Below are 19927 nucleotides of genomic sequence, written 5' to 3'. Positions count from 1 at the left end.
CCGGGGAACAAAAGGCCGGCTGGTAGTAAGGGTCTAGGTCGTGGCTGTGAGGCCATACCGGGAAAGCAGCACGCACGCACTGCGAAGTTGACGACGCGGCAATTGTACGCGCGCCACATGACATTCGTCTGCGTGGCTCCGCCAGTTGGCGCGCTTGGTTGCAATTGCGTCACGGAATGGCCGCGCCCGGCATCCAGCGCAGCAGGCGGTCGGTGCGCGAGGCAAGGTAGGCCGAGCCCCGGTTCTTGTCGTAGAAGCGGGGCCGGGGCAGCATGGAAGCCAGCCGCGCGGCCTGGTAGGACGACAGGTTGGCGGCCGAGGTCTTGAAATAGTGGCGGGCCGCCGCCTCGGCGCCGAAGACGCCCTCGCCCCATTCGGCGATGTTCAGGTACAGCTCCAGGATGCGCTGCTTGGTCATGACCAGTTCGATCATGTAGGTGATGACCACTTCCTGGCCCTTGCGCAGGTAGTTGCGGGAGTTGGACAGGAACAGGTTCTTGGCGACCTGCTGGGTGATGGTGGAGCCGCCGCGCATGGGCCGCGAGGGCGGCTTGCGGCCGCGGGCCATCGCGCGTTCGGTCGCTTCGGCCAACTGGCGGTTGTGGTCGTAGGCCTTTTCGACCGCGTTCCAGTCTATGCCGCCATGTTCCAGGAAATTGGCGTCCTCGGCGGCGACGGCGGCGCGCTTGAGGTTGTTGCTGATGCGGCCGTAGTCCACCCACTGGTAGTTCAGGCGCCGGTGGGGATCGCGCTCCTGCAGGCGCGCAAGCTCGCTGCGCATGACCGAGGTCGAGCCCGGCGGCATGTAGGCATACCAGAGCACCCAGCCGAACAGCCAGACCTGGTACAGCAGCAACAGCGCCACCGCGGCCAGCACCAGGCGCATGGCCATGCCCGCGACGCGGCCGGCCAGCGGACGGCGGCGGGTGGCGCGTGGGGGGCGGCGGGGAGGCATGTCAGGCGGAGAGCAGCTTGCGCAGCGCGGCCAGCACCGGTGCCGGATCGGGCCGCACGCCGCGCCAGATGTGGAAGCTCTCGGCCGCCTGGCCGACCAGCATGCCCAGGCCGTCGGCGGTGGCCGAGGCGCCGTCGGCCACCGCCTGGCGCAGGAAGGCGGTGGGCCGGGTGGCGTACATCAGGTCGTAGGCCATCGCGCCGGGGGCGTAGGCGCCGGCGGGCAGGGGCGGGGCCTGGTCGTCCAGGCTGCTGGCGGTGGCATTGATTACGAGGTCCCAGCCGCCGCCGGCCTGCAGGTCGGCATAGCCGCTGCCCCGCAGCGCGGCCTGCCCGGCCGGGAACGCAGCCGCCAGTTCCTCGGCGCGGGCCGCCGTGCGGTTGGCGATGTCGATGCGGGCGCAGCCGGCCTCGATCAACGGCAGCAGGATGCCGCGCGCGGCGCCGCCGGCCCCGGCCAGCAGCACGCGCGCGCCGGCCAGGCGCGCGCCCAGCCGCCGCAGGTCGGCGATCAGGCCGACGCCGTCGGTATTGCAGCCGTGCAGCCGTCCGTCCGCCATCCACAGGGTGTTGACCGCCCCGGCCGCCATGGCGCGGGGGCTCAGGTGGGCGCGGGCCAGTTCGAAGGCCTGCAGCTTGAAGGGAACGGTCACGTTCAGTCCGCCGCCGCCCGCCGCGAAAAATCCGGCCACCTGGGCGGCGAAACCGTCGACGGGCGCGCAGATGGCCTCGTAGGTGAGGGCCTGGCCGGTCTGCTCGGCGAACCGCGCGTGTATCCAGGGCGATTTGCTGTGGGCGACGGGGTTGCCGATGACGGCGTAGCGGGCGGGAGCGGAGGACATCAGCCGGGTTTCGCGAGTAGCTTGTCGTTGGTGAAGTACCAGGTGCGCGTGATGGCCAGCACGTCGGTGTCGCGCGCGATCTGGGGCGGGAACGGGGCGAACGGCGTGGCCAGCGCGACGATCCGCCTGGCCGCGTCGTTCAGTATTTTATGTTCTGAAGGCTTGTCGATGTCCATGCGTTCGACGGTGCCGTCGCTGCGTATATATACCGTCATGCGCAGGGAGCCGTACACCTTGCCGCGGGCGGCGGCCGGATAGTTCCGGTTGCCCAGCGTCTCGACCCGCTGCCGCCATTGCTCGACGTACACCGCGAAGCGGTATTCCGAGGTGGATGGGGCGAAGAAGTGCCGGCGCGGACGCTTGTTGTAGTCGTCGACGCGCTGGGAGATCTCGGCGAACTGGCGGGCGAGCTGTTCCGCCCGGACCTGGGTGGGGTTGCGTTCGGGGGCGGGCGCACCCAGCGGGCCGGGAGGCGTGGGCGCCTGGCCGTGGTCGCGCGACAGCGAAGCCGTCAGGCGGCGCTGTTCGGCCTCCAGCGCCGCCTGGCGCTGCTGCAGTTCGGCCAGCAGCTTGCCGTCGCGGCTGGCGGCCGAGTGCGGCACCGGCGCCTTGGCATGGCCGGACGCGGCATCGCCGCCGCCGTCGCTGGCGACCTGCGCCCGCAACTGGGCCTGGGCCGGGGCGTGGCCGGTGCCGGCGTTGAGCAGCACCACTTCCAGCCCGTCGTCGCGCTCGGGGCGTGTGGGCCGGGGCGCGGTGAAATGCAGCGCGAACAGGATGAGGTGGGCGAACAGCGAGATCGCCAGGGCACTCATCAGATAGCGCCGGTCGGGGCGGGTGGTCCAGTCCTCGGCCAGTTGGTCGAGGACGCGCGCGCCGGCGCGCCGAAGCCGGCGCGGCAGCGGATCCTGCGTGGAAGAAGGCCGGGGGCCGGAGGCCGCGGGCTTGCCGTCAGGGGGGAGGGGAGCGGGGGAATGCGACACCCCGCGATTGTAAAGCGTCAGGCGGAAGCGGATGGCCGTACGGCGTAGCGCGGCGGGCGGCCGGCCAGGCCGTCTTCCAGGCTCTCCAGCATCATGTCGAGCTGCACCAGGATGGCCGCGGGCGAGCGGCCCGAGATGTGGGGCGTCAGCACGACGTTGTCCATGCCCGCCAGCTCAGCCAGCAGCGCGGCGGGCGGCTCGGGTTCTTCCTCGAGCACGTCCAGCCCGGCGCCGGCCAGTTGACCGGCGCGCAGCGCCTCCAGCAGGTCGTCGGTCTTGAGCACCGATCCGCGCGAGACGTTGATGACGACGCCACCGGGCCCCAGGGCCTGGAACATCTCGCGGTTCAACAGGTGGCGCGTGCGCGGGCCGCCGGGGCAGCAGGCGAACAGGAAATCGCTGTTGCGGGCGAGCTCCAGCGGATCGGCGTAGTAGGTGCCGGGCGCGCCGGGCTTGGGGGAAGGGTTGTGATAGCCGATGTCGGCGCCGCAGGCGGCGGCGCGGTCGGCCACCATCCGGCCGATCTGGCCCAGGCCGATGACGCCCACGCGGGACTTGTTCAGGCTGGGGCGGGGCGCGCGCAGGGAGGTCCAGGCTTCGCCGCGGGCCAGCCGGTTGCCCAGGGTCCGCAGGCCCCGCGCGACCGCGAGGGCCAGGCCGATCGCATGGTCGGCCACCGTGGCGGCATTGGCGCCGGGGGCGTTCGTGACCACGATGCCTCGGGCATGGGCACCGGCGATGTCGATGTTCTCGGTGCCGGCGCCCATGGAGCAGACCACCCGCAGGCGGGGCAGCCTGTCCATCTGGGCGGCGGTCAGGCCGATCGACCCGTTGGTGACCACCGCTTCGACGTCGGCGGTGGCGCCGTCGCCGAAGTCCGATGCGCTCTCGTGCAGGTGATAGTGGCGCGCGATACCGTCGCGCAGCGCCGGCGGCAGGGGAATGGTGGTCAGGACGTGTCGGGTCATCGGGGGCTTCCAGGAATGGGGCGGTGCGTCGCGCGCGGCGCAGGGGCTCGGACGTTTCAGCCGGCCGGCTTGACTTCCTTCACGGCGCCCTTCCAGCCATTTTCCGTGATGTCGAAGACCGTGCCGTCCGGCATCCGGTATTTGACCTCATAAAACACGTTGGGGTCGGTTTCCTTGCGGCCGGTCAGGTAGGTGCCGCCGGCTTCGGTGATGCGCTTCTCGGCGGCTTCCAGGTCGTCGACCCACATGCCGAAGTGGATCACGCCGCGCACGTCCTTCAGGCCCGCGTAGCCGGGCACGGTCTCGTTGGCGAAGTTCAGCAGCGCCACGTTCATGACGCCGTCGGTCATGTAGACGCCCCGCATGGCCTTGCCGGCCCGCGTCATGCCGAAGGCTTTTTCGAAGAATTGGGCGGCGGCTTCGGGATCTTCCACCGAGAGGGCGATGTGCCTGAGTTTTTCCATGAATGCTCCTGGTCGTTCGAGGGATGAATGGGGGCTTCCCATTTTTTGGTGTTCCATTCTATATTACAGGTATACCAAAATTAGAAAAGGATTTTTGTTGTTGGTTTAGTGAATACCTAAAAGTGATTTGGCATGTAAGTTGCATCGGATGTCTCCGTGTGGCCCGGCGCCTCGGGCGAGTGCGTCATGGGTCACCCCACCAAACTGGAGCTCGGAATGAAAAAGCAACGCAGGTCTTGCATGAAGGCGGGGGCCGTGGTCCTGGCCATGGCGGCATCGGGGGCGGCCTTCACGGCCGGCGCGGCCGCACCCTCCTGGCCGGTGCGGCCGATCACCATCGTGGTGCCCTATGCACCCGGCGGCAACACCGACCTGATGGCGCGCCTGATCGGCGAGCAGCTCGGCAAGGCGCTGCACGTGCCGGTCGTGGTCGATAACAAGGCCGGTGCGGCGGGCCTGATCGCGGCGGAATACGTGGCGCGTTCGCCGGCCGACGGCTACACCTTGTTCATGGGCACGCTCACGCAGATATCCACGGCGCCGTTCACCAACAAGATCCGCTACGACCCGGTGAAGCACTTCGTGCCCATCGCCAACGTGGGCGGCAATCCGTTCGTGATCACGGTCAACGCCCGGGTTCCGGCGCGGAACGTGCAGGAGCTGATCGCCTATGCCAAGAAGAATCCCGGCAAACTCAACATGGGGAACGCCGGCGTGGGCGGGTTGACGCACCTGTCGGCGCTGGTCTTCGCCAAGTACACGGGCATCGATGTGGTGGAAGTGCCGTACAAGGGGGCGTCGCTGGCGCTGGGCGACGTGGTGGCCGGCCAGATCGACATGTATTCCGGCAACCTGTCCGAGGTCGTGCCTTATGCCCGCGACGCGCGCGTGCGGCTGCTGGGCGTATCCAGCAAGAATCGGGTCAAGCAGCTGCCGGACGTGCCGGCGCTGGCCGAATCGGTACCCGGCATTCCCGAGGTCGAGACCTGGAACGGGCTGCTGGGGCCGGCGGGCATGCCGGCCGAAGCCGTGGACCGGATCTCCGGTGCGGTGCTGGCGGCTCTGGCCGACCCCGCCTTCCGCAAGAAGCTGGAGGATGCCGGCATCACCCCGCTGCCCGAGGTCAAGGAGCAGTTCGCCCAGCGCATTCGCCGCGACATCGAAGTGTGGAAGCCGATGATCGAAATGGCCGGCATCAAGCCCCAATAACCCAGGAGAAGGATCATCATGCAAGCAGACAAGCAGCGCGTTCTCATCGTCGGGGCCGGCCCCGTGGGCATGGTGTGCGCGCTGGCGCTGAACCGGCAGGGCATACCGGTGACCGTGTTCGAGCAGGAGCCCGGACCGGTCAAGGACCAGCGCGCCGCGTCCATCCACCCGACCACGCTGGAAATGCTGGACGAACTGGACGTGACCCGGACCATCGTGCCGCGCGGCCTGGTGTCCGAGACCTACCAGTACCGCGACCGGGTCAGCGGCAAGCTGATCGCGGAGTTCGACCTGCGCGCGATGGCGGACGTCTTCCGCTTTCCCTTCGTGCTGCAGTACGAGCAGTACAAGCTGACGGGCGATATCGCGCAGCAGTATGCCGACGAGTCGGATTTCGACGTACGCTACGGGCATGCGGTCGAGCAGGTCGAGGAGCATGCCGACCACGTCGAGATCACGGCCCGGGGGCCCGACGGCATACGGCGCTATCGCGGCGCCTACCTGATCGGCGCCGACGGCGGGCGCAGCACGGTGCGCAAGGCCGCCGGCATCCCGTTCGAAGGCTTCACCTACCAGGAACGTTTCATCAAGATCGCCACCAGTTTCGATTTCCAGGGGGCCCATCCCGACTACGCCTATCGCAACTATTTCTCCGACCCGGACGAATGGTGCAACCTGTTCAAGGTCCGTGGCGAGGCCGGGGAAGGGCTATGGCGCGCCATCTTCCCGACCCGCGTGGACGAGTCCGAGGAAGAGGCGCTGAGCGAACGGGGCGTCGAGGCCCGGCTGCAGAAGTTCTTCCCCAAGGCCGGGCGCTATGAGGTGGCCTATTGCAACGTGTACGGCGTGAACCAGCGCGTGGCGCAGGTTTTCCGGCGCGGCCGGCTGCTGCTGGCCGGCGACGCCGCGCACGTCAACAATCCCATCGGCGGCATGGGCATGAACGGCGGCATCCACGACGCCATCAACCTGGCCGGCAAGCTGGGCGCGGTGCTGCGGGGCGCGGACGAGGCGCTGCTGGACCAGTACAGCCGCCAGCGGCGCCATGCCGCGGTGGCCTTCGTGCAGGCGCAGACCATCGCCAACAAGAAAATGCTGGAAGAAAAAGACGAGCCCAGCCGCCAGAAGAAATTCGAAGAGCTGGCTCGCATCGCGGACGATCCGGCCGGCGCGCGGCAATACATGCGCCGTGCCTCGCTGCTGGAGAGCCTGGAAACCGCCAATGCCATCACCTGAGGACACCATGATCGACCCCACCCGCACGCTGGGCAGCCTGCCGCCCGAGCAGGCCGCCGAACTCGAGCGCGCCGGCCCCGTCTGGGGCACCGACATCAACCGCTTCCGCGACCTGGTCGTCAAGCTGTATTCGCCGCTGGTCGCGGCGGCGCCCAAGGACGGGATCGCCGTCGCGCGCGACCTGCCGTACGGGGACAGCGCGCGCCAGGTACTGGACGTCTTCACGCCCGACGGCGCGCGCGATGCCGATGTCGTGGTCTTCGTGCATGGCGGCGCCTTCATCCGTGGGTCCAAGAGCTCCAACGGCCATATCTACGACAACGTGTCGTACTGGTTCGCGCGCCAGGGCATGGTGGCGGTCAACATGGAATACCGCCTGGCGGGCGAGGCGCCGTTCCCGGGCGGCGCCGACGACGTGGCCGCCGCCGTGAGCTGGCTGGCCGGACACGTGTCCGCCTACGGCGGCAACCCCCGCCGCATGTTCCTGATCGGGCATTCGGCGGGCGGCACGCACGTGGCTACCTATTGCTTCGATCCGCGCCGGGGCTACCGGCCCGACCCCGGCGTGCTGGGGGCGGTGCTGGTCAGCGCCCGGCTGCAGGCCGACACGCTGCCGGGCAATCCCAACGCCAGGGCGGTCGAGGCCTACTTCGGCACGGATCCGGCCCGCCACGAGACCGATTCGCCCATGGCCTACGCCGCCGAGTCGGACCTGCCGGTGATGATCGCCATCGCGCAGTACGAGAATCCCTACCTGGACCTCTACGGGCTGGAGTTCTGCCAGCGCGTGGCCCGCGCGCGCGGCTATGTTCCCCGCTTCGTGCAGATGATGCGGCACAACCACACGTCCATCGTGGCCCACTTCGACAGCGGCGAGGAAACGCTGGGCCGCGAGATCCTGGATTTCTTCCGCAGCATCGCCTGATCTTCCTTCTTCGAGGTTCCCCATGAGTGATTCCGCCACGCTTGCCACCCGCGCCCAGCCGCTGGGCAAGTATCCCCACTACAAGACGATGGGCGACAGCATCTACCTGTCGGGCATCAGCGCCCGGCTGCCCGACGGCTCCATCGCCGGCGCCACCCGCCATGCCGACGGCAGCGTGACCCGCGACATCGAGGTCCAGACCCGCGTGGTGATCGAGAACGTGCGGGCCACGCTGGCCGAGGCCGGCGCGACCCTGGCCGATTGCATCGACATCCTGGTATTCCTGACCGATATGAAGGACTTCCCGAAATACAATGCGGTCTACGGCGAGTATTTCGATGCAGGCGGCCCCACCCGCACCACGGTGGCGGTCAGCGAGCTTCCGCGTCCCGACATGATCGTCGAGATGAAAGTGGTGGCATGCCGGCCCCGGCCGTGACCGCATGCGGCCTACTGACCAATCGGGTAGTCATGTCCACGATTTCCTCCAAGATATCCAAGCAGCTGGCTGAACAAATCATCGACGGCACCTATCCGCCGGGCACCAAGCTCGAGGAACGGTCGCTGGCCGAGAAGTTCAACGTGTCCCGCACGCCCATCCGCGAGGCCCTGCGCGAACTGGGCAGCCGGGGGCTGGTGGAGGTGATGCCGCGCCGGGGCGTGGTGGTCGCCTCCATCGGCGTCAAGGAGCTGGCCAAGCTGCTGGAGGCCGACTGCGAGCTGGAGGCGCTGTGCGCGCGCCGCGCCGCCGAATGCATGACGGCCATGGAGAAGAAAGAGCTCGAGTTCATCTACGAACAGAGCGCCGAGTTCGCCCGGAACGAGGACGTCGCCGGGTATCTGAACAACAACCGCCAGTTCCACGCCCAGATCCTGGCCGGCGCCCACAACGAGGTGCTGGCCTCGATGGTGGCCGACCTGCGCGAGCGGCTGGCGCCGTTCCGCCAGGCCCAGGCCCACGTGCACGACCGGCTGTCGGTGTCGCAGGACGAGCACGGGCCCATCGTCCATGCCATCCTGGGCGGCGACTGCGAGGCGGCGTACAACGCCATGCGCAGCCACCATGCCCGCCTCAGCAATCACGTGCTGCGGCTGATCCGCTCGCGCCAGGACGAGGACGCCTGAGCCCGGACCGGCCGGCGACCGCTGAGGCCAGGGTGCCTCAGGCCCCTTCTTCCGGCTTCGGCCCGTCGTCAGGGGCGGGCGCGCCCGCGCCGTCCAGGCGCTGGTCCGTGGCGTCGGGGCCGTCCGCCGCGTCGGTCTCGGCGATTTCCGCCGCGGCTTCGGCCGTCGGCTCGTCCTCGATGTCCTCGGCGTCCCCCTGCGCATCCACCACGTCCAGGAAGCGGCAGTCCAGGCTCAGGTCGAGTTCGTCGTCGCCCATCACTTCCAGCAGGACGTGGCGGCCGCGCTCCAGGTCGGGCAGGGTGCCCACGCGGGTATAGAAGGGCGCGTCCTTCAACCTGACCAGGTCTTCGCGCAGGACCACGGCTTCGATCCGGCGCAGGCCTTGCTGCTTGATCCAGCGCAGGCACCAGAAGCGTTCCATGGCCTGCTGGAAATCGGCATAGGCACCGTACTTGGCCTCGAAGGCGCTGATGACGGCGTACAGGTCGGCCTCGCGCGGCTTGAAGGGGGCGACCAGGCGTGCCGATACGCCGTGCTCGATGGCGGCGATCAACTGGCCCTGGTTGACCAGGTCCACATAGCGGCGCAGCGGCGAAGTGCACCAGGCGTACTGCGGCACGCCTATCGAATCATGGGGCGCCGCGGCGGTCCCCATCCGCACCCGGCCCATCTGCTGCGAGCGGTAGATGCCCGGCACCCCGCAGGACGACAGCAGCCCGCCCCAGAGGTTGTTGGCCAGGATCATGTATTCGGCCACCAGCCGGTCCAGCGGCGCGTTGCGCTTGCGCTGCTCGATGCGCACATGCGCCGACTCGGGGTGATCGGGGTCGCCGTCCACGTAGAAGCTGAAGTCGACCCGGTTGTTCGACTCGGGCTTGCCGCGGACTTCGTCGCGGCGGCGGGACAGGGCCTTGGCCAGCCGCCACAGCGGGCGGAAGACGTGGCCGTAGGGCAGTTCGGCGGCGGGGTCGTCCAGCTGTTCTTCGCCGACCAGATCGTCCAGCGTGTTGTGGCGCAGATTCTCGCGCACGACGATGCGCTCGATGCGCGATTCGTGCGACAGGACCTCGCCGGTGTCGGGATGGGCGACGACGTACAGCGACAGCGCGGGCACGGGCCGGCCGGCATCCAGCGAGAAGGCGGCGATCACCTCGTCGGGCTGCATCGGGATCTTGGCGCCCGGCATGTAGACGGTGGACATGCGCGCGCGGGCCAGCGCGTCCAGGTCGCTGTCGCGCGTGACGGCCAGGGCCGGGGCGGCGATGTGGATGCCGACCCGCAGCGTCCCGTCCTCCAGCGCCTGCACCGACAGCGCATCGTCGATCTCGGTGGTCGTGATGTCGTCCACCGAATAGGCTTCGACCTCGGCCAGCGGCAGTTCACGCGTGATGGCGGGCACCTCGGCCGGGGCGAAGCCCGTGCCACGCGGGAACTGCTGGGTATAGAAGCGGCGCTTGTGGATGGCGATCGCGCTGGGGAAGGCGCCCAGGTCCATCAGCAGCCGCTCGGGGCGCTTCTGCAACTGGGTGCAGGCGGCGTCCAGCGCCTTCCACTCCAGGGTGTTCTTGTCGGGCTTGAACAGCAGGGTCTCGGCCTGCCGGGCCAGCGGCTCGGGCAGGGTGCCGGCCTTGATCTCGTCCACCCAGGCCTGCTGCTGTTCGGCCTGGCGTTTCTTCTTTTCCAGCGCGGCCAGCGCGGCCGCCAGGATGTCGGGCGGGGCGGGGCGGTACTTGCCCTTGCCGCGGCGGTGGAAATAGACCGGCGCGCCGTGCACGCGCAGCAGCATGGCGGCCTGTTCCACCGGGGTGGGCGGGTGGCCGTAGTATTCCTCGGCCAGCACGGGGATGTCGAAGTCGTCCTTGGGCGCGCATTCCCACAGGAATTCCAGGTCCAGGTCCTGCGAGGCCGCGTCGGCCTCCTTCAGCAGGGCCTCGGGCGACGGCTGCTCGAAACGCACGATGACCGCGGATTTCTTGATCTTGCTGCGCTTGCCGCTGGCCGCCTCGACCTGCAGGCTGGTGTCGGTTTCGCTCAGGACAGTGGCGGCCTTGAATCCGCCGTCATCCTCGTAGAGGACATGCATCGTGTGTTTACCCAGGGAGTGATTCGTCGTCTGCCGCGGCGTCGGCGAAAGCCAGGACGCCGGGCAGGTAAGGCTCGAAGTCGGTGATGCCGTGGTCGCCGCCTTCGATGATGTGCTGCCGCGCGCCCGCGTAGTGGTCGCGCATTTCGCGCCAATCCAGCACTTCGTCGCCGGTGGCCGCCAATAGATAGTAGCGGGAGGGACGGGTGATGCGCGCGACGGCGTAGGCGCGCAGCTCGTCCACGTGGCCGGCGGTGAAGCTGAAAGGCTGGCCGTCGTGGTAGGACAGGTGTTCGCCCACCTGCGTGGCGAGGTCGCGCGCCCCGTGCACGACGGGGTTGAGCAGCGCGGCGCGGCAGCCCAGCCGTTCGGCCAGCCAGGTGGCGTAGTAGCCGCCCAGCGAGGAGCCCACCAGGGTCAGTTCGCCGCCGTTCGCGCGCGCATGCTGCTGCATGTCGCGCGCCAGCGGCTCGACCAGTTCCATGGCCGCGCGCGGGCTGGCCGGCAACTGCGGGCAGGCCCATTCGCGCCGGCGGCCGCGTTCGGCCATGGCCTGCGCCAGCTGCCGCGACTTGGCCGAGGCGGGCGAGGACCGGAACCCGTGCAGGTAGAGCAGCATCATGCGCCCCCGGCGCCGGGAGCGCGCTCGCGCAGCGCCCGCAGCAGCTTGTCGTGCACGCCGCCGAAGCCGCCGTTGCTCATCACCACGACGTGGTCGCCGGGGCGCGCGGCGGCGGCGATGGCCGCGACCATGGCGGACAGGTCCGACCAGCCGCTGGCCCGGTCGCCCAGCGGCGCCAGCGCCTCGGCCGGGTCCCAGCCCAGCGCGTGCTTGCCGTCCTGGGCGCCGAAGCAGAACACCAGGTCGGCGTCTTGCAGCGAGCCGGGAAGCTGGGCCTTCATGGCGCCCAGCTTCATGGTGTTCGAGCGCGGTTCCAGCACGGCCAGGATGCGCTGGCCCGGCACCCGGGCACGCAGGCCGGCCAGGGTGGTGGCGATGGCGGTGGGATGGTGGGCGAAGTCGTCGTAGACCCGCACGCCGTCCACGGTGCCGCGCAGCTCCATGCGGCGCTTGACCCCCGCGAAGCGGCTCAGGGCCGCCACGGCGTCCGCCGGGGCGACCCCCGCGTGCTCGGCCGCCGCGATGGCCGCCAGGGCGTTCATCCGGTTGTGTTCGCCGCTCAGCGTCCAGGCCACATGGCCAGCGGACCTGCCCCGGTGGACGACCTCGAAGGTGCCCGAGGCGTCCTCCGGCCCCGCCTGCCAGTCGCCTTCGGCGCCGAATGTGACCGTTTCCGACCAGCATCCGCGCGCCAGCACCCGATCGATGGCGGGCGTGCGGGTGGGCGCCACGACCCGCCCCTGGCCGGGGATGGTCCGCACCAGGTGGTGGAATTGGGTTTCGATCGCGGCCAGATCCGGGAAGATGTCGGCGTGATCGTATTCCAGGTTGTTCAGGATGGCGGTGCGGGGCCGGTAGTGGACGAACTTCGAGCGCTTGTCGAAGAAGGCCGTGTCGTACTCGTCGGCTTCGATCGCGAATACCGGCCGCGCGGCGCCCCGGCCGGGCAGGAGGCGCGCCGATACGCCGAAGTCCTGCGGCACGCCGCCCACCAGGAAGGACGGCTGCAGTCCGGCCGATTCCAGGATCCAGGCCAGCATCGAGGTCGTCGTCGTCTTGCCGTGCGTGCCGGCCACGGCCAGCACGTGGTGGCCGGGCAGCACGTGCTCGCCTAGCCATTGCGGACCGGAGGTGTAGGGCAGCCCCTCGTTCAGGATGGCTTCCATCAGCGGATTGCCGCGGCTTACCACGTTGCCGACCACGAACAGGTCCGGCTTCAGCGCCGTCTGGCTCGCGTCGAAGCCTTCGATGAGTTCGATGCCCTGTTCCATGAGCTGGGTGCTCATGGGCGGGTAGACGCCGGCGTCGCAGCCGGTGACGCGGTGCCCGGCCGCCCGCGCGATCAGCGCCAGGCCGCCCATGAAGGTGCCGCAGATGCCGAGTATGTGTAGATGCATGGTTGCCTGCTTCCGGTCGGGGTATGGATTGTAGACGCCCGGGCCGGACCGGGCCGCCGCGGGTCGGACCGGGGACGAAGTATGATGTCGGGGTCACCTCCTCGGAGCAATCATGTCGTTTTCTTCTTTGCGCCAGGAAATCGCCGCCGCCGCGGCCCGGATGATCGCCGAGGACGGCCTGGACTACAGCACGGCCAAGCGCAAGGCGGTCAAGCAGCTGGTCGGGGCGGGCAGCCTGCCCCGCGGCGACGTGCTGCCGGACAATGACGAAATAGAGAGCGAGGTCCGCGAATATCAGGCCTTGTTCATGGGGGATACCCAGCCCGCGCGCCTCGCCAGGCTGCGGCGGGTGGCGCTGTCGGTCATGGACCTGCTGGAACGATTCCAGCCCTACCTGGTCGGTCCTGTCTGGAACGGCACCGCCGGCGAGCATTCCGACATCGCCCTGCAGTGCTTCGCCGATTCGTCCAAGGAAGTCGAGATATTCCTCCTGAACCATGGCATCAAATACGAAGTGGGCGAGCGCCCGGATTTCCGCGGCCGCGGCAAGGTCGAGGCCCTGTACTTCCTCTGGCAGGAGGAAGGCGTCATGTTGAGCATCTATGATGGCCTGGCGCTGCGCGGGGCCTTGAAGCCCGGCCCGGACGGCCGCCCCGAGCGCGGCGACGCGCGGGCCGTCGCCCGGCTGCTGGACGACGTGGAGGGGCGGATGCAGGGGGAAACGGCATGAGCGCGCCCGCCCGGCCGCCCGAAGGGCGCGCGACCTCCCGCGGGGAGGATGTCGCGCAGCGACAGGAGGGTAGTCCAGTGAACTCGTCTTCCCGCCGCCGGCTGCTGGTGTACGGCGGCACGGGCGTCGCGGCGGCCCTGGTGGGCGGCGGCGTGGCCTGGTGGCGCCTGGCGCCCGATGCCGCGTCCGACCGGGCGGTGAATATCCTGTACGCGCAGACGCTGGAGGGGCTGGACGGCCGTGCCTATCCGTTCCAGCAATGGCGGGGACAGCGCCTGGTGGTGAATTTCTGGGCCACCTGGTGCCCGCCCTGCGTGGACGAGATGCCGGAACTGGACATGTTGCACAAGGAGTTCGCCAATACGGCGCAGTTTGTCGGGATCGGCATCGATTCGGCCGCCAACATGCGGAAATTCGTCGAAAAGGTGCCCGTGGGTTATCCTTTGCTGATCGCCGGCAATGTCGGTACGGAACTGGCGCGCGAGCTGGGCAACGCCAGCGGCGGCCTGCCGTATACGGTAGTGATCGACGAAAAAGGGGGAGTAATCCATCAGTATTCCGGCCGGATCAAGCCCGACACCCTGCGGGGCGTGCTCAAGACTGCCTGAATGCGGTGCGGATCCCCGGGGCATCCCCGGCGCGGGATGTTCCCGACATAGGCAGAATCGTCGAATTCGTTACAATTGATAGACAATATGGCGTGTTTTGCGTAAAAATCGCGCCCTTCCGTATCGCATCGCAGGCATATGGCCCATCGCATCCTGGTTTTGCACGGCCCGAATCTGAATCTGCTCGGCACGCGCGAGCCCGGTATCTATGGTGCGACGACGCTGGCCGACATCGATGCACGGCTGCTGGCCCTGGCACAGCAGCACGGCGCATCGCTCGCCTCGTTCCAGAGCAACCACGAAGGTGCGCTGGTCGACCGCATCCAGGCGGCCGCGGGCGAAGGTGTCGATTTCATCGTGATCAATCCGGCGGCCTACACGCATACCAGCGTGGCGGTCAGGGACGCGCTTGCGGCGGTGGCGGTGCCGTTCATCGAAGTTCATTTGTCGAACGTGCACAAGCGGGAAGCCTTCAGGCACCGTTCTTATTTTTCCGACCTGGCCGTGGGCGTGATCGCCGGGCTGGGCGCCGATGGCTATGAAGCGGCCGTGCGCTACGCGCTGTCGCATTGAAGAAAATTACTGGGGAAGCCCCATGGATCTTAGAAAACTGAAAACCTTGATCGACCTGGTTGCCGAGTCCGGCATCGCCGAGCTGGAGATCACCGAAGGCGAAGGCAAGGTACGCATCGTCAAGTTCGCGCAAGGTGGCCAGTTCACCGCCGCGCCGGCGGTCCAGGCCTATCAGGTCATGCCGCAGGCCGCCGCCGCGCCGGCTCCGGCCCCGGAAGCCGCGCCCGCCCCGGCGCCCGTCGTGGCCCAGGGCCACGTCGTCAAGTCGCCCATGGTCGGCACCTTCTACCGCGCGCCCAACCCCGGCGCCGCGGCGTTCGTGGACGTGGGCCAGGCCGTCAAGGAAGGCGATCCCCTGTGCATCATCGAGGCCATGAAGCTGCTCAACGAGATCGAGGCGGACAAGGCCGGCACCATCAAGGAAATCCTGGTCGAGAACGGCCAGCCGGTCGAATTCGGCCAACCCCTGTTCGTGATCGGCTGACCGGTCCACACCATGCGCATCGACACCTTGCCCGTTGATGCGCTCCACACCGTGTTATCAGTCGGGCGCCGGGACCGGCGCGCCAGTCCCGGCAAGGCATCGTCCGCCGCGACGCCGCCGGAGGAAGGCGCCCCGACCAGCCGTCCGACTTTTTCAGGACATTCGTTCATGTTTGAAAAGATCCTGATCGCGAATCGCGGGGAAATCGCCCTGCGCATCCAGCGCGCCTGCCGCGAGCTGGGGATCAAGAGCGTGGTCGTGCACTCCGAGGCCGACCGCGAGGCGAAGTACGTCAAGCTGGCCGACGAGTCGGTCTGCATCGGGCCCGCGCCTTCGCGCGAGAGCTATCTGAACATGCCGGCCATCATCTCGGCGGCCGAGGTTACCGACGCCGAGGCCATCCACCCGGGCTACGGCTTCCTGTCCGAGAATGCCGATTTCGCCGAGCGGGTCGAGAAGAGCGGCTTCGTGTTCATCGGCCCCAAGCCTGAATCCATCCGCATGATGGGCGACAAGGTCAGCGCCAAGCAGGCCATGATCGCGGCCGGCGTTCCCGTCGTGCCCGGTTCCGACGGCGCGCTGCCCGAGGACCCGAAGGAAATCATCCAGATCGCCCGCAAGGTCGGCTATCCGGTCATCATCAAGGCCGCCGGCGGCGGTGGCGGCCGGGGCATGCGCGTGGTCCACACCGAGGCCGCGCTGCTCAACGCCGTGACCATGACGCGGTCCGAGGCCGCGGCCGCGTTCAACAATCCCGACGTGTACATGGAGAAGTTCCTCGAGAACCCCCGCCACGTCGAGATCCAGATCCTGGCCGACGGCCAGCGCGGCGCGATCTGGCTGGGCGAGCGCGACTGCTCGATGCAGCGCCGCCACCAGAAGATCATCGAGGAAGCGCCGGCGCCGCACATCCCGCGCCGGCTGATCGACCGCATCGGCGACCGCTGCGCCGACGCCTGCCGCAAGATCGGCTATCGCGGCGCGGGCACGTTCGAGTTCCTGTACGAGAACGGCGAGTTCTATTTCATCGAAATGAACACCCGCATCCAGGTCGAGCACCCGGTCACCGAGGCGATCACCGGCGTGGACCTGGTGCAGGAGCAGATCCGCATCGCCGCCGGCGAGAAGCTGCGGCTGCGCCAGCGCGACGTCGTGTTCCGCGGGCATGCCATCGAATGCCGGATCAACGCCGAGGATCCGTTCCGCTTCACCCCCAGCCCGGGCCGCATCACCAACTGGCACGTTCCCGGGGGCCCCGGCATCCGCGTCGATTCGCACGTCTACAACGGCTATTTCGTGCCGCCGAACTACGATTCCATGATCGCCAAGGTCATCGCCTATGGCGATACGCGCGACCAGGCGCTGGCGCGTATGCGCATCGCCCTGTCGGAAATGGCGGTCGACGGCATTTCGACCAACATCGCGCTGCATCGCGAACTGCTCCAGGATGCCCGCTTCATCGAAGGCGGAACCAACATCCATTATCTGGAGCATCGCCTGTCCCAGCGTCCGGACTGAAGGCAGCGAGTCCGTATGCGCGAACTGGTGTTCGACTGCCCCGAGCAATTGGCCGAGCCGCTGTCCGACGCGCTGCTGGAAGCGGGCGTGTTGTCGGTGTCGGTCGAGGATGCCGATTTCGGCACCGAGGCCGAGCGGCCTTTGTTCGGTGAACCCGGCCTCGAGCCGGAAACCCAGGCCTGGTCGCGCAATCGCGTCGTGGCGCTGCTGCCCGACGGCGAGGACCCGGCCCAGTTGCTGGCGGTTGCCTGCGCGGCCTGCGGTATCGACGAGCTCCCCGCCTGGCAATTGCGCGACGTGCCGGATGCCGACTGGGTCCGCCTGACCCAGTCGCAGTTCGAGCCCATCGAGGTCGATGCCCGGATCTGGATCGTGCCGACCTGGCACGAGGTGCCGGACCGCCCGGGCACCATCTCCATCCGCCTGGACCCGGGCCTGGCCTTCGGTACCGGCAGCCATCCCACCACCCATCTGTGCCTGGCCTGGCTGGCCGCCAACCTGCAGGCCGGCCGCAGCGTGCTGGACTACGGCTGCGGATCGGGCATCCTGGCGATCGCCGCGCGCAAGCTCGGTGCCGGCGAAACCGTGGGCATCGACATCGACCCGCAGGCGGTCCAGTCCGCCCAGGCCAACGCCCAGGCCAACGAAGTCGAGGTCCTGACCGGACTGCCCGACGTGCGCCAGGGCTGGCGCGCCGACGTGGTGGTCGCCAACATCCTGTCCAATCCGCTCAAGGTGCTCGCGCCCATGCTGTGCGACCGCGTGCTGCCGGGCGGCGACCTGATTCTGTCGGGCGTGCTCGAGCGGCAGGCCGACGAAGTCGCGCAGGCGTACGCCCCGTGGATCGAGATGAAGGTCTGGCGCGCGCTGGACGGCTGGGTCTGCCTGCACGGGCAGCGTCCCGCCTGACGGACGCCAGGCATGACGCTCGCCACTCGCTGCCCCCAGTGCGCCACGGCGTTCCGGGTGGCTCCCGACCAGATCAAGCTGCGCGGCGGCTGGGTGCGCTGCGGGGTCTGCAACGAAGTCTTCGATAGCAGCCAGAGCCTGATCGAGCTGGACCCGGCCGGGGGCGCGCCGCGCCCGGTGGCCGCCGGGCCGGTCTCCCCGCCCGAGGTGCCGGCCGAGCCGCACGTGCTGCGCCGGCGCGGGGAAGGGCTGGTCGCTCCCGCGCCGGACGACGACGAGCCGTCTTTCGCGCCGGAACCCGTGCCGCCGTTCTCCGCGTTGCCGGCCGGTGCTGGCAACGAGCCCGTCGATCCGCCCATCCGCGAGGCCTCGCCGTCCGGGGCCGAGCCCGCTTCGATCGCGGTCGATGCTGTGCCGCAAGCGTCGGACGAAACGGCCGACGGCACCCTGCCTTCGGTATTGCGGTCTCGTCGCGCTGCGCCGGTCGGCATGCCGGATGAAGTCCCGGCCGAGCCGGGCGTGGAGCCCGGGCAGGAACCCGCCGCCGATGACGCCCACGCCCCCATCGTGGGCGACTCCCGTCCACGCGCGCAGGAGCCGCGCGGCGCAGATGCGCCCGATTTCCTAGACGAAGAGATCCGGCAGCGCCGTCGGCGTGCCCAGTGGCTGTGGGGCCTGGCCGCGCTGATCGCGCTGCTGGTCCTGCTGGCGCAGGCGGCCTGGATCTTCCGCGCCGAGATCGCGACCCGTGTGCCCATGCTCCGCCCCGGCATGGAGCGGCTGTGCCAGCATTGGCAGTGCACCGTGGGCTATCCCCGCGCCCCGGAACTGCTGGTCATCGAATCGTCGTCCGTCGAGCCCTGGTCGCCCGAGTCGCCCGGGTTCGCGCCGCCCATCGCCGACGTGGCCGAGTCGGCTCCGGGCGAATCCTCGGAAGTCGTCCTGCCCACGCGCCAACTGGCGCTGCGGATGGTGCTGCGCAACCGCGCCACGTTCCCGCAGTCGTGGCCCGCCATCGAACTGTCGCTGATGGACCTGTCCGACGCGGTAGCCGCACGCCGGGTCCTGCTGCCGTCGGTCTACCTGTCGCCCCGCGACTTCGCCCAGCCCCTGGGGCCGCTCCAGGAGCGGGTCCTGCGGATTCCCATCGAAACCCTCGACGCCCACGCCACCGGCTATCGCGTCGCCATCTTCTATCCGTGACCGCCATGGCCCATCCCGAAACCGCTCCCGTCATCATCTGCGGCTCCGTTGCGTTCGATACGATCATGGTGTTCGAAGGCAAATTCCAGGAACACATCCTGCCGGAGCAGGTCCACGCACTCAGCGTCTCCTTCCTGGTGCCGTCCATGCGCAAGGAGTATGGCGGTTGCGCGGGCAACATCGCCTACAACATGCGGCTGCTGGGCGGCACGCCCGTGCCGGTGGCCACCGTGGGCGAGGACGCGGGCGACTACCTGCACCGCATGCGCGAGCAAGGCACCAACGTCGACTGGGTCAAGGTCGTTCCCGACACCTTCACCGCGCAGTGTTTCATCACGACCGACCTGGCGGACAACCAGATCACCGCTTTCCACCCCGGCGCCATGTCGGCGGCGGCCACCAACGACCTGACCGGGGCGCCCGGCGTCTGGGGCATCGTCGCGCCCGACGCCAAGGACGGCATGTTCGCGCATGCCCGGCGGTTGCACGCGCAAGGCATTCCCTTCATCTTCGACCTGGGCCAGGCCATGCCGCTGTTCAGCGGCGAGGACCTGGAGGAAATGCTGGCGCTCGCGCAGGTGCTGACGGTCAACGACTACGAGGCCCATGTGGTCGAGCAGCGCACGGGCCGCAGCATGGCCGACATTGCCGCCGGCCTGCAGGCGGCCATCGTGACCCGGGGCGAGAAGGGCTCGACGCTGCTGACCGGCGGCCACGAGATCCAGATCGACCCCGTCAAGGCCGAGGCCGTGGTGGATCCCACCGGCTGCGGCGACGCCTACCGCGCCGGCCTGCTGTACGGGCTGACGGTGGGCTGGCGCTGGGAAGATTGCTGCAAGCTGGCCAGTCTGATGGGCGCGATCAAGATCGCCTGCCGCGGCCCGCAGAACCATCAGATCAGCCGCGAAGAGATTTCGTCGCGCCTGGAACGCAGCTACGGACTTTCGTTGCCCCAGGGCTGACGCGGCCCATCGCGGTCATGGTTTGAAACAACCTGGCCGGTCCGGGGCGGGCGCCCACGGGCCGGGGGGCGAACCGACAGGGTATAAATCCAGTCCAAGACCTTTGTTTCATACCAAAAAGAGGGCGCT

The 19927-nt window shown here is 68.8% G+C and carries 21 protein-coding genes; 13 read left to right on the top strand and 8 right to left on the bottom strand.

Going from position 1 to position 19927, the window contains the following annotated elements:
• Positions 1-169: 169 nt before the first annotated feature.
• Genes mtgA through EGT29_RS23075 form a run of 5 tightly spaced genes read right to left on the bottom strand, consistent with a single transcriptional unit; the run spans position 170 to position 4211 of the window.
• Positions 170-955, bottom strand: a complete 786-nt coding sequence (gene mtgA / locus EGT29_RS23095; RefSeq protein WP_124691184.1) for a monofunctional biosynthetic peptidoglycan transglycosylase — start codon at positions 953-955, stop codon at positions 170-172.
• 1 nt (position 956) lies between these two features.
• Positions 957-1796, bottom strand: coding sequence for a shikimate dehydrogenase (aroE, locus tag EGT29_RS23090; RefSeq protein ID WP_124691183.1), 840 nt, complete (start codon positions 1794-1796; stop codon positions 957-959).
• Positions 1796-2779 carry an energy transducer TonB gene (locus tag EGT29_RS23085; protein ID WP_124691182.1) on the bottom strand — a complete coding sequence of 328 codons (984 nt, stop codon included), beginning with the start codon at positions 2777-2779 and terminating at the stop codon, positions 1796-1798. Before EGT29_RS23085 ends, aroE begins: the two co-directional genes overlap by 1 nt.
• A 17-nt stretch (positions 2780-2796) precedes the next feature.
• Positions 2797-3747, bottom strand: coding sequence for an NAD(P)-dependent oxidoreductase (locus EGT29_RS23080; protein ID WP_124691181.1), 951 nt, complete (start codon positions 3745-3747; stop codon positions 2797-2799).
• A 56-nt stretch (positions 3748-3803) separates the two neighbouring features.
• A complete protein-coding gene (locus tag EGT29_RS23075; RefSeq protein ID WP_124691180.1) occupies positions 3804-4211 on the bottom strand; it encodes a VOC family protein in 408 nt (135 codons plus the stop codon).
• 216 nt (positions 4212-4427) lie between these two features.
• Here EGT29_RS23075 and EGT29_RS23070 point away from each other — a divergent pair, with 216 nt between their 5' ends.
• Genes EGT29_RS23070 through EGT29_RS23050 form a run of 5 tightly spaced genes read left to right on the top strand, consistent with a single transcriptional unit; the run spans position 4428 to position 8706 of the window.
• Positions 4428-5420 carry a tripartite tricarboxylate transporter substrate binding protein gene (locus EGT29_RS23070; protein WP_124691179.1) on the top strand — a complete coding sequence of 331 codons (993 nt, stop codon included), beginning with the start codon at positions 4428-4430 and terminating at the stop codon, positions 5418-5420.
• Between the two features lie 18 nt (positions 5421-5438).
• Positions 5439-6656, top strand: a complete 1218-nt coding sequence (locus tag EGT29_RS23065; protein WP_124691178.1) for an NAD(P)/FAD-dependent oxidoreductase — start codon at positions 5439-5441, stop codon at positions 6654-6656.
• On the top strand, positions 6643-7581 hold the full coding sequence (locus EGT29_RS23060; protein WP_238160180.1) for an alpha/beta hydrolase: 939 nt from the start codon (positions 6643-6645) through the stop codon (positions 7579-7581). The genes EGT29_RS23065 and EGT29_RS23060 overlap by 14 nt, the downstream gene beginning before the upstream one ends.
• A gap of 22 nt (positions 7582-7603) precedes the next feature.
• Positions 7604-8020, top strand: a complete 417-nt coding sequence (locus EGT29_RS23055) for a RidA family protein (protein WP_124691177.1) — start codon at positions 7604-7606, stop codon at positions 8018-8020.
• A gap of 32 nt (positions 8021-8052) precedes the next feature.
• Positions 8053-8706, top strand: coding sequence for a GntR family transcriptional regulator (locus tag EGT29_RS23050; RefSeq protein WP_124691176.1), 654 nt, complete (start codon positions 8053-8055; stop codon positions 8704-8706).
• Between the two features lie 37 nt (positions 8707-8743).
• On the opposite strand, the gene EGT29_RS23045 is transcribed toward EGT29_RS23050, so the two are convergent.
• Genes EGT29_RS23045 through mpl form a run of 3 tightly spaced genes read right to left on the bottom strand, consistent with a single transcriptional unit; the run spans position 8744 to position 12811 of the window.
• A complete protein-coding gene (locus EGT29_RS23045; RefSeq protein WP_124691175.1) occupies positions 8744-10792 on the bottom strand; it encodes a ribonuclease catalytic domain-containing protein in 2049 nt (682 codons plus the stop codon).
• Between the two features lie 7 nt (positions 10793-10799).
• Positions 10800-11414: a YqiA/YcfP family alpha/beta fold hydrolase gene (locus tag EGT29_RS23040; protein ID WP_124691174.1), complete on the bottom strand. Its 615-nt coding sequence runs from the start codon at positions 11412-11414 to the stop codon at positions 10800-10802.
• Positions 11411-12811 (bottom strand): UDP-N-acetylmuramate:L-alanyl-gamma-D-glutamyl-meso-diaminopimelate ligase, encoded by a 1401-nt coding sequence (mpl, locus tag EGT29_RS23035; protein ID WP_124691173.1) that lies wholly within the window; start codon positions 12809-12811, stop codon positions 11411-11413. Before mpl ends, EGT29_RS23040 begins: the two co-directional genes overlap by 4 nt.
• A gap of 112 nt (positions 12812-12923) precedes the next feature.
• Here mpl and EGT29_RS23030 point away from each other — a divergent pair, with 112 nt between their 5' ends.
• From EGT29_RS23030 to EGT29_RS22995, 8 genes are all read left to right on the top strand, one after another.
• A complete protein-coding gene (locus EGT29_RS23030; protein ID WP_124691172.1) occupies positions 12924-13541 on the top strand; it encodes a hypothetical protein in 618 nt (205 codons plus the stop codon).
• A gap of 77 nt (positions 13542-13618) precedes the next feature.
• On the top strand, positions 13619-14149 hold the full coding sequence (locus tag EGT29_RS23025; protein ID WP_238160178.1) for a TlpA disulfide reductase family protein: 531 nt from the start codon (positions 13619-13621) through the stop codon (positions 14147-14149).
• Between the two features lie 138 nt (positions 14150-14287).
• Positions 14288-14722 carry a type II 3-dehydroquinate dehydratase gene (gene aroQ, locus EGT29_RS23020; protein ID WP_124691170.1) on the top strand — a complete coding sequence of 145 codons (435 nt, stop codon included), beginning with the start codon at positions 14288-14290 and terminating at the stop codon, positions 14720-14722.
• A 22-nt stretch (positions 14723-14744) separates the two neighbouring features.
• On the top strand, positions 14745-15206 hold the full coding sequence (accB, locus tag EGT29_RS23015; RefSeq protein ID WP_124691169.1) for an acetyl-CoA carboxylase biotin carboxyl carrier protein: 462 nt from the start codon (positions 14745-14747) through the stop codon (positions 15204-15206).
• Positions 15207-15374: 168 nt separating this feature from the next.
• Complete coding sequence (accC, locus tag EGT29_RS23010; protein WP_124691168.1) at positions 15375-16724, top strand: acetyl-CoA carboxylase biotin carboxylase subunit; 1350 nt, start codon at positions 15375-15377, stop codon at positions 16722-16724.
• 15 nt (positions 16725-16739) lie between these two features.
• A complete protein-coding gene (prmA, locus tag EGT29_RS23005; RefSeq protein ID WP_124691167.1) occupies positions 16740-17633 on the top strand; it encodes a 50S ribosomal protein L11 methyltransferase in 894 nt (297 codons plus the stop codon).
• Positions 17634-17645: 12 nt separating this feature from the next.
• Complete coding sequence (locus EGT29_RS23000) at positions 17646-18836, top strand: zinc-ribbon and DUF3426 domain-containing protein (protein ID WP_124691166.1); 1191 nt, start codon at positions 17646-17648, stop codon at positions 18834-18836.
• Between the two features lie 5 nt (positions 18837-18841).
• The gene (locus tag EGT29_RS22995) at positions 18842-19798 is read left to right on the top strand and encodes a carbohydrate kinase family protein (RefSeq protein WP_124691165.1); all 957 of its coding nucleotides are present in this window, start codon (positions 18842-18844) and stop codon (positions 19796-19798) included.
• Positions 19799-19927 lie beyond the last annotated feature (129 nt).

The organism is Pigmentiphaga sp. H8, assembly GCF_003854895.1.
GTDB lineage: Bacteria > Pseudomonadota > Gammaproteobacteria > Burkholderiales > Burkholderiaceae_B > Pigmentiphaga.
This window is presented reverse-complemented; position numbering and strand designations above follow the sequence as displayed.